Source organism: Streptomyces aureus (genome assembly GCF_001418135.1).
Taxonomy (GTDB): Bacteria; Actinomycetota; Actinomycetes; order Streptomycetales; family Streptomycetaceae; genus Streptomyces; species Streptomyces aureus_A.
Genome location: NZ_LIPQ01000102.1, coordinates 1 through 8,739 on the forward strand (window position 1 = coordinate 1; position 8,739 = coordinate 8,739).

The 8,739-nt window shown below is 72.7% G+C and carries 7 protein-coding genes and 1 pseudogene; all 8 read right to left on the reverse strand.

Going from position 1 to position 8,739, the window contains the following annotated elements; translation table 11 throughout:
- Positions 1-279: pseudogene (locus AOK00_RS10710) on the reverse strand (glycosyl hydrolase); the annotation flags it as partial.
- Positions 280-496: 217 nt separating this feature from the next.
- Entirely contained in the window at positions 497-1,501 is a 1,005-nt protein-coding gene (locus tag AOK00_RS10715; protein ID WP_055600077.1) for a sugar phosphate isomerase/epimerase family protein, read from the reverse strand.
- A 13-nt stretch (positions 1,502-1,514) separates the two neighbouring features.
- Positions 1,515-2,789 (reverse strand): Gfo/Idh/MocA family protein, encoded by a 1,275-nt coding sequence (locus tag AOK00_RS10720; protein ID WP_254047313.1) that lies wholly within the window; start codon positions 2,787-2,789, stop codon positions 1,515-1,517.
- A gap of 127 nt (positions 2,790-2,916) precedes the next feature.
- On the reverse strand, positions 2,917-3,954 hold the full coding sequence (locus AOK00_RS10725; protein WP_055600078.1) for a substrate-binding domain-containing protein: 1,038 nt from the start codon (positions 3,952-3,954) through the stop codon (positions 2,917-2,919).
- 71 nt (positions 3,955-4,025) lie between these two features.
- A complete protein-coding gene (locus tag AOK00_RS10730) occupies positions 4,026-5,024 on the reverse strand; it encodes an ABC transporter permease (RefSeq protein WP_055600079.1) in 999 nt (332 codons plus the stop codon).
- Positions 5,021-6,538, reverse strand: coding sequence for a sugar ABC transporter ATP-binding protein (locus tag AOK00_RS10735; protein WP_055600080.1), 1,518 nt, complete (start codon positions 6,536-6,538; stop codon positions 5,021-5,023). Before AOK00_RS10735 ends, AOK00_RS10730 begins: the two co-directional genes overlap by 4 nt.
- Before the next feature lie 238 nt (positions 6,539-6,776).
- Complete coding sequence (locus AOK00_RS10740) at positions 6,777-7,958, reverse strand: ROK family transcriptional regulator (protein ID WP_055600081.1); 1,182 nt, start codon at positions 7,956-7,958, stop codon at positions 6,777-6,779.
- A gap of 155 nt (positions 7,959-8,113) precedes the next feature.
- A partial coding sequence (locus tag AOK00_RS10745) for a class F sortase (RefSeq protein WP_055600082.1) occupies positions 8,114-8,739 on the reverse strand: 626 nt, incomplete at its 5' end.

Here is an 8,739-nt window from a genome sequence, read left to right on the forward strand (position 1 = left end):
GTCGGTGCGGCGGAGTTCGCCGTTGCGGGAGGTGTGGAGGACGCTGCGGTCCGGGAGTACGGCGAGGGACATGGGTTCGCCGACTTCCTCGCCGCCCTTGGCGAGGGTGATCTGCTGGAATTCCTCGGCGGCCGAGGTGGCGGACGCGGCCGAGGCGGCGGATGCGGCGGGGGTGGGGGCTTCGGGTGCGGCGGCGAGGCCCTGGGGGGCGCCGAGGGCGAGCAGTCCGATGGTGAGTAGGGCGAGCGACTTCCTGGGGCGGAGTCGTTTTCTGTGCACGGGTGTCCTCCGGAGTCGGGCCGGGTGTGCGGGTTGTCCGGGGACCGGCGTGCGCCGTCACGCTGGTCACATCACGCTGTTACGCCATGTACACATCAGGGACCGTAGCCGGGTTCGTCCACCACGGAAAGCCTTTGTNNGAGGACAAAGGCTCTCGCGGGCAGCGCGGACCGGCCCGGCGGCACCTCGCCGCCGGGCGCGGACCTGCGCTCTCACCTCAGTCGGCGCTCCCGAAGGCCGCGTCGAAGGAGGCCGCCGGGGGGTCGAAGTCGTACCGCTTGAGGAAGGACAGCGCCTCGGGGGCGCCGGTCAGCCGGTCCATGCCGGCGTCCTCCCACTCCACGGAGACGGGCCCGGCGTAGCCGATGGACCGGAGCATCCGGAAGACGTCCTCCCAGGGCACGTCACCGTGTCCCGCGGAGACGAAGTCCCAGCCGCGCCGGGGGTCGCCCCAGGGCAGATGGGAGCCGAGCCGGCCGCTTCTGCCGTCGAGCCGCTTACGGGCCTCCTTGCAGTCCACGTGGTAGATCCGGTCGCGGAAGTCCCAGAGGAAGCCGACGGGGTCGAGGTCCTGCCACACGAAGTGGCTGGGGTCGAAGTTGAGCCCGAAGGCGGGCCGCCGGTCGACGGCGTCCAGGGCCCGCTGGGTGGTCCAGTAGTCGTAGGCGATCTCGCTGGGGTGGACCTCGTGGGCGAAGCGGACGCCCTCGGCGTCGAAGACGTCGAGGATCGGGTTCCACCGTTCCGCGAAGTCCTCGAACCCGCGCTCGACCATGCGCTCGGGGACCGGGGGGAACATCGCCACCAGATGCCAGATGGAGGAGCCGGTGAAGCCGATGACGGTGTCGACGCCGAGCGCGGCCGCGGCCCGCGCGGTGTCCGCGAGCTCGCGGGCGGCCCGCTGCCGCACGCCTTCGGCGTCGCCGTCGCCCCAGATCCGGGCGGGCACGATCGCCTGGTGGCGCTCGTCGATGGGATGGTCGCACACGGCCTGTCCCACCAGGTGGTTGGAGATCGCCCAGCACTTCAGGCCGTACGCGTCGAGCAGTTCGCGTCTGCCCTTGACGTACGCCGGGTCGGCGAGGGCCTTGTCGACCTCGAAGTGGTCTCCCCAGCAGGCGAGTTCGAGGCCGTCGTAGCCGAAGTCGCGGGCGAGCCGGCAGACCTCCTCCAGGGGCAGGTCGGCCCACTGGCCGGTGAAGAGCGTGAAGGGTCGTGGCACGGTCGGGCGCCTCCTAGCTCGGTACGGATGTGTCGGCGGGCGTCGCGGCGGGCGGGTCGGCGGATGCGTCGGCGGACGTGTGGACGGAGGTGCCGACCGGGGTGTAGACCGCGTTGCTCCGGGCGCTCTCCTCCACCGCGGCCAGGACCCGCTGGACCTGGAGGCCGTCGGCGAAGGAGGGCGCCGGGGCGATGCCGCTCGCGACGGCGTGGACCAGGTCGCGGGCCTGGTGGGCGAAGGTGTGCTCGTAACCGAGCGCGTGGCCCGGTGGCCACCAGCCCTCCAGGTACGGGTGGTCGGGTTCGGTCACGAGGATGCGGCGGAAGCCCGCCGAGAGCGCCGGTTCGGTGTGGTCGTGGAAGGACAGTTCGTTGAGCCGCTCCAGGTCGAAGGCGAGCGAGCCGCGCTCACCGTTGATCTCCAGGCGCAGCGCGTTCTTGCGGCCCGCGGCCATCCGGGTGGCCTCGAAGGAGGCGAGGGCGCCGGAGGCGAGCCGCCCGGTGAAGAGGGCCGCGTCGTCGACGGTGACCTGTCCGTACGCCTCCGATCCCGCTCCCCCGGCGAGACCGCCCGCGGCGACGCCCGCGAGCAGCGGACGCTTCCGTACGAAGGTCTCGGTGAGCGCCGAGACGCCGACGAGCGGCTCCCCCGCCAGGTACTGGGCGAGGTCGACGGCGTGCGCCCCCAGGTCTCCGAGCGCGCCGGACCCGGCGTGTTCGCGTTCCAGGCGCCAGGTGAGCGGGAAGGCGGGGTCGACGAGCCAGTCCTGGAGGTAGGTGACGCGGACGTGCCGCAGGGTGCCGAGTCGGCCGTCCGCGATGAGCTGCCGGGCGTACGAAAGGGCGGGCACGCGGCGGTAGTTGAAGCCGACCATGGCGATCTGGCCCCGGGCGGCGGCCGCTTCGGCGGCCGCGGCCATGGTCTGGGCCTCGGCGACCGAGTTGGCGAGCGGTTTCTCGCACAGGACGTGCTTGCCGGCCTCCAGGGCGGCGACGGCGATCTCCGCATGGCTGTCGCCCGGGGTGCAGACGTCGACGAGCTGGACGTCGTCGCGGGCGATCAGGGCGCGCCAGTCGGTTTCGGCGGCGGCCCAGCCGTGCCGTCGGGCGGCGGCCCGGACGGCGGTGGCGTCACGGCCCGCGACGGCGGCGAGGACGGGTCGCAGCGGCAGGTCGAAGACGCGGCCCGCGGTGCGCCAGCCCTGTGAGTGGGCGGCTCCCATGAACGCGTAGCCGACCATGCCGATGCCGAGCGCCGGCGGTGCGGCCCCGCTCTCCGTCTGTTCCATACGGTTCCTCCGTTTCGTGGTGCGGCGAGTTGCTGCTCCCCGGGGGCGGTCGGGCCGCCGGGGACCGGTCCGGCCGGACGGCCCCGGTGCGGGCCGTCCGGCTGCGGACCGCCCGGGTCCGGGTCGGTCAGCTGAAGCCGGTGGGCAGGTACTCGTCGACGTTCTCCTTGGTGACGACGGCCGAGTAGAGGGTGATCGAGGCGGGGATCTCCAGCTCGGACATGCCGCCGACGCCCTTCTTCTGGCCGAGGGCGCGGGCGAGGTCGATCGCCGAGGCGGCCATGGTCGGCGGGTAGAGGACGGTGGCCTTGAGGACTCCGGTGTCGGCCTTGATGGCGTCCATGGCGGACTTGGCGCCGGCGCCGCCGACCATGAGGAAGTCCTTGCGGCCGGCTTGGGCGACGGCCCGCAGCGCGCCGACGCCCTGGTCGTCGTCGTGGTTCCACAGGGCGTCGAACTTCGGCTGCGCCTGGAGGAGTTGGGCCATCTTGGCCTGCCCCGACTCGACGGTGAAGTCGGCGGCCTGGCGGGCGACCTTGCGGATGTTGGGGTAGTTCTTGAGGGCGTCGTCGAAGCCCTGGGTGCGCTGCTTGGTGAGTTCGAGGCTGTCCATGCCGGCGAGTTCGACGACGGTGGCGTTGGGCTTGTCCTTGAGCTGTTCGCCGATGAAGTTGCCGGCGTTGAGGCCCATGCCGTAGTTGTCGCCGCCGATCCAGCAGCGGTACGCCTGCGGGGAGGCGAAGATCCGGTCGAGGTTGATGACGGGGATGCCGGCCTTCATGGCCTGGAGGCCGATCTGGGTGAGGGCCTTGCCGTCGGCGGGGAGGATGACGAGGACGTCGACCTTCTTGTTGATGAGGGTCTGGACCTGGCCGATCTGGGTGGCGGTGTCGTTGGAGCCCTCGGTGATCTCCAGGGTGACGTCGGAGTACGTCTTCGCGCGCCGCTCGGCGTTGTCGTTGATGGCGTTGAGCCAGCCGTGGTCGGCCTGCGGGCCGGCGAACCCGATGGTGACGGGGGTGCCGGGCTTGTCGTCGGCGGCCGGTGCGGCGCTTCCGACGGGCGACTGGTTCTTCGGCTCGTTGCTCGTACAGGCCGTGAGCAGGGCGCCGGCGGAGACGGCCGCGCCGCCGAGGAGGAGGTGTCTGCGGCTGGTTTCGGGCATGGCGGTGGATCCCTTCCGAGCGGGTGGTGGTGAAGGGGGTGGTGGTGAGGGCCGGTTCGGCGTGTGTCCGGTCAGGTTCCGTCGCGGACCGTGCGGCGCTGGAGCAGGACGGCGGCGACGATGATCGCGCCCTTGGCGATCTGCTGGACGTCGCTCTGCAGGTTGTTGAGCGCGAAGATGTTGGTGATCGTCGTGAAGACGAGGACGCCGAGGACGGAGCCGACGATGGTGCCCCGGCCGCCGCTGAGGAGGGTGCCGCCGATGATGGCGGCGGCGATGGCGTCGAGTTCGTACAGATTGCCGTTGGTGTTCTGGCCGGAGCCGGCGAGCACGACGAGCAGGAAGGCGGCGATGCCGCAGCACAGTCCGGAGAGCAGATAGAGGAAGAGCCGCTGGCGGCGCACGTCGATGCCGGCGAGGCGGGCGGCCTCCGGGTTGCCGCCGACGGCGATGGTGCGGCGGCCGAAGGTGGTCCGGTTGAGGAGCAGCCAGCCGGCGACGGTGACGGCCGCGAAGACGAGGACGAGCGGCGGGATGCCGAGGACGTAGGCGTCGGGGAGGCCGAGGTCGAGGACGGACGGGACGGTGACGATCTGCGTCTTGCCGTCGGTGATCTGGAGGGCGAGGCCTCGGGCCGAGGCCAGCATGGCGAGGGTCGCGATGAACGGGACCATGCCGCCGTACGCGACGAGGACGCCGTTCACGAGGCCGCAGCCGAGTCCGACGGCGACGGCCGTGAAGAGGATTCCGGCGAAGCCGAACTCCTGGGTGGCGAGGGTCGTGGCCCATACGGAGGCGAGGGCGACGATCGCGCCGACGGAGAGGTCGATGCCGCCGCTGGTGATGACGAACGTCATGCCGACGGTGACGACGCCGATCACGGAGGCCTGCGTCAGGACGAGCTGGAGGTTGGAGGTGGCGAGGAACTCGGCGGGCCGGGTGAGGCCGCCGACGACGATCAGTACGGCGAGCACGCCGAGCAGCGACAGGTTGCGGACGTCGGCCCTGAGGCCGAGTGCGCGCCAGCGTCCCTCCCGGGGTGGCGCCTTGGCCGGGGTGGTGAGCGTCATACCGCAGGGCTCCCTTCCATCACGAGGTCGAGTACGCGGTGTTCGTCGAGGTCACGGGCGGGTGCCTGGTGGACGACCCGGCCCTCTCGGAGGACCAGGACGCGGTCGGCGAGGCCGAGGACCTCGGGGACCTCGCTGGAGACGAGGAGGACGGCGAGGCCGTCGTCGGCGAGCCCTCGGATGACCGCGTACAGCTCGGCGCGGGCGCCGACGTCGACGCCCCGGGTGGGTTCGTCGAGGAGGAGGACGCGGCAGCCCCGGAGGAGCCAGCGGGCGAGGACGGCCTTCTGCTGGTTGCCGCCGGAGAGGGTGCGGACCGGGGCGTCGGGGAGATCGGGCCGCAGCGACAGGGTGCGGGTGGCGGTCCTGGCGGTCTCGCGTTCGGTGGCGCGGTCGATCCAGCCGGCCCGGGAGAAGCGGGCGAGGGAGGAGACGGAGACGTTGCGGGTGACGGATTCGAGGAGGAGCAGGCCCTGCGCCTTGCGTTCCTCGGGGGCGAGGCCGAGTCCGGCGGCGACGGCGGCGGGGACGCTGCCGGGGCGCAGCGGCCGTCCGTCGACGGTCACCCGGCCCGCGGTGGGTTTCCGCGCTCCGTAGACGGTCTCCAGTATCTCGGAGCGGCCGGAGCCGACGAGCCCGGCGAGGCCGACGATCTCCCCGGGGCGGAGTTCGAGGTCGAGGGCCTCGAACTCCCCTTTCCTGGCGAGTCCCTGGACCCGGAGGACGGGTTCGGCCGTCGGTGGGCGGGTGGGGCGTTCGGGGAAGACGTACGGGACGTCCCGGCCGGTCATGAGGGCGACGACCTCACGGGTCGGGGTGGTCGCGGCGGGCAGTCCGCGGGCGACGGCGCGGCCGTCCTTGAGGACGGTGACGCGGTCGCCGATGCGGCGGATCTCCTCCAGGCGGTGGGAGATGTAGACGACGGCGACGCCGTCGGCGGTGAGGTCCGCGACGATCCGGAAGAGGTTGGCGACCTCGTCGGGGTCGAGGGCGGCGGACGGTTCGTCCATGACGATGAGACGGACGTCGTGGGAGAGGGCGCGGGCCATGGAGACGATCTGCCGCTGGGCGGCGGAGAGTTCGCCGACGCGCCGGGCCGGGTCGATCTCGGGGTGGCCGAGGCGTTCGAGGAGGGCGGCGGTGGTCTGCCGCGCCTCGCGGGTGCGGACGAATCCGCCGGTGGTGGGTTCGTGGCCGAGGTGGACGTTCTCGGCGACGGAGAGGCCTTCGACGAGGTCGAGTTCCTGGTAGATGGTGGCGATGCCGAGGCGGACGGCGGCGCTCGGGGAGCGGAGCCGTACGGGTGCGCCGTTCCAGGTGATCCGGCCCTCGTCGGGCTGGTGGGCGCCGGCGAGGACCTTGATGAGGGTGGACTTGCCGGCACCGTTCTGGCCCAGGAGGCAGTGGACCTCACCGGGCGCGACCTCCAGGTCGACGCCGTCGAGGGCGCGGACGCCGGGGAAGGACTTGGTGATTCCGGACATGGTGAGGAGGGACGGGGGGTGTTCGGGCATGGCGGAGATCCCCTCGGCGAGTGCGGTGGGCCGTCCGGCGGGTGTGGGTGGACCTGGGCGGGGCGTGCGGCTGTGCGTACGGCGGGCGCCTGCGGGTGGCGCCGGGGCGCGTGGGGGCGCGGGGCGCGCTTCGGGTGCGCCTGGGCTCGTGCGGGTGCGGGTCGTGCGGCGGGGCGTGCCGGTGGGGGTTGTGCCCCTACCCCCGCCCCGGAGGAGGAACGTAGGGCCACGACCTCCGTCAAGCCGGGGAGAAGAGGTGGTCGCTGATGAGGCGGGCCGCGCCCGTGACGCCGGCTGTCTGGCCCAGTTCGCCCAGGACGATGGGCAGGTTGCCGGTCGCCAGGGGCAGGGACTGCCGGTAGACCTGGGTGCGGACGCTGGCGAGGAGGTTGTGACCCAGGCCGGTGACGCCGCCTCCGATCACCACCAGACCGGGGTTGAAGAAGCTGACGAGTCCGGCGATGACCTGCCCGACCCGGTTCCCGCCCTCACGGATGAGGGCGAGTGAGGTGGCGTCTCCGGCGGCGGCGGCCGCCGCGACGTCGACGGCGGTGAGCCGCCCGGCCGCCGCCAGCCGGGCGGCGAGCTCCTCCGACCCGCCGCCGCGCGCCGCGTCCTCGGCGTCGCGGGCCAGGGCGGCGCCGCTGAAGTGGGCCTCCAGGCATCCGTTGTTGCCGCAGGCGCAGGGGCGGCCGTCGGGTTCGACCTGGATGTGTCCGATGTCGCCCGCGCTGCCCGTCGTCCCGCGGTAGACCTCTCCGCCGACGACGATGCCGCAGCCGATACCGGTGCCGATCTTGACGCAGAGGAAGTCACCGACGGAGCGGGCGACGCCGGCGTGCTGCTCCCCCATGGCCATGAGGTTCACGTCGTTGTCGACCATGACGGGGCAGCCGAGTTCCTGGCTGAGTGCCTCCCGTACGGGGAAGCCGTCCCAGCCGGGCATGATCGGCGGTGCGACGGGGACGCCCTCGGGGAAGCGGACGGGTCCCGGGACGCCGATGCCGGCGCCGTCGAAGCCTTCCGCGAGCCCGGTGGAGCGGAGCTTCGCCGCCATCGACAGGGCCTGTTCGAAGACGGCGACGGGGCCCTCGCGGACGTCCATGGGGTGGTTGAGGTGCCCGAGCACCTCCAACTCGGCGTTGGTGACGGCGACATCGATGGAAGTGGCGCCGATGTCGATGCCGAGGAAGCGGAGTTCGGGCGCGAGCCGGATGTTGTGCGAGCGGCGGCCGCCCCGGGAGGCGGCGAAACCGTCGGCGACGACGAGACCGGTCTCCAGGAGCCGGTCGACCTCGACGGCGAGCTTGGAGCGGGAGAGATCGATCTGATCCCCCAGCTGCGCGCGGGAGTTGGGTCCTCCGTCGCGCAACAGCCTGAGGAGTCGCGCCTGATGTCGGTTGGCAGGTCGTGCCGTCATGCGTCTCACGCGCCCCTCCCTCTCGTACCCGCTCGTCTTCGCGCTTTCGAGGGGAACGTAGCAGCGGCGTACCGGAGTGGGAAGAAGTTGCGCATGAATCCGCTCCGACTTTTTCCCGGTTGGGGACAAAGGCGGGGTCGGGGGCGGGAGAAGGGTCAGCGGACTTCGGCCAGGCGGGCCGATACCACCACGTTGCCCGCGTAGCCGTTCTCCTCGGTGAACGTGCCACCGCAGGTGATCAGGCGCAGCTCGGGCACGCCGGCGTCGCCGTAGACCCGCTCGGCGGGGAAGCCCTCCTTGGGGACGACCTCGACCCCGTACACCGCGAAGACGGCGGTCCGGCCGTCGCGGCGCGCGATCTCCACCCGGTGTCCCTTGCGGAGGGCGCCGAGGTCGTAGAAGACGGCCCGGCCGCCGGGGACGTCGACATGGCCGACGACGACGGCGGTGCCGCGCTCGCCGGGGGTGACCGCGCCGGTGAACCAGCCCGCGAGCCGGTCGTCCTCGGGCGGTGGGGCCTCGATCCAGCCGTCGGCGTCGAGCCCGACCCTGGTGATCGGCGCGTCGATCCGGACGGCCGGGGCGCGGACCCGCAGCGGGGTCGACGGGGGAAGCGGACCGGGTACGGAGGCGGGGACGAGCGCGGCTTCGGCGGCGCGGGTGCCGTCGGGGGCGGCGGCGGAGAGCGGCTGCGGGGGGCCGTCGGCCCGGAGCTCGGCCGTACCGCCGCGCACGAGGTGGACGCCGACGAGGAGGACGACGGCGACGAGCCCCCACGCCC

Bases quoted from the DNA above. Each gene is read 5' to 3' on its own strand.
- AOK00_RS10720 (WP_254047313.1), bottom strand. From the start codon at position 2,789: ATGGAACAGACGGAGAGCGGGGCCGCACCGCCGGCGCTCGGCATCGGC.
- AOK00_RS10725 (WP_055600078.1), bottom strand. From the start codon at position 3,954: ATGCCCGAAACCAGCCGCAGACACCTCCTCCTCGGCGGCGCGGCCGTC.
- AOK00_RS10730 (WP_055600079.1), bottom strand. From the start codon at position 5,024: ATGACGCTCACCACCCCGGCCAAGGCGCCACCCCGGGAGGGACGCTGG.
- AOK00_RS10735 (WP_055600080.1), bottom strand. From the start codon at position 6,538: ATGCCCGAACACCCCCCGTCCCTCCTCACCATGTCCGGAATCACCAAG.
- AOK00_RS10740 (WP_055600081.1), bottom strand. From the start codon at position 7,958: ATGACGGCACGACCTGCCAACCGACATCAGGCGCGACTCCTCAGGCTG.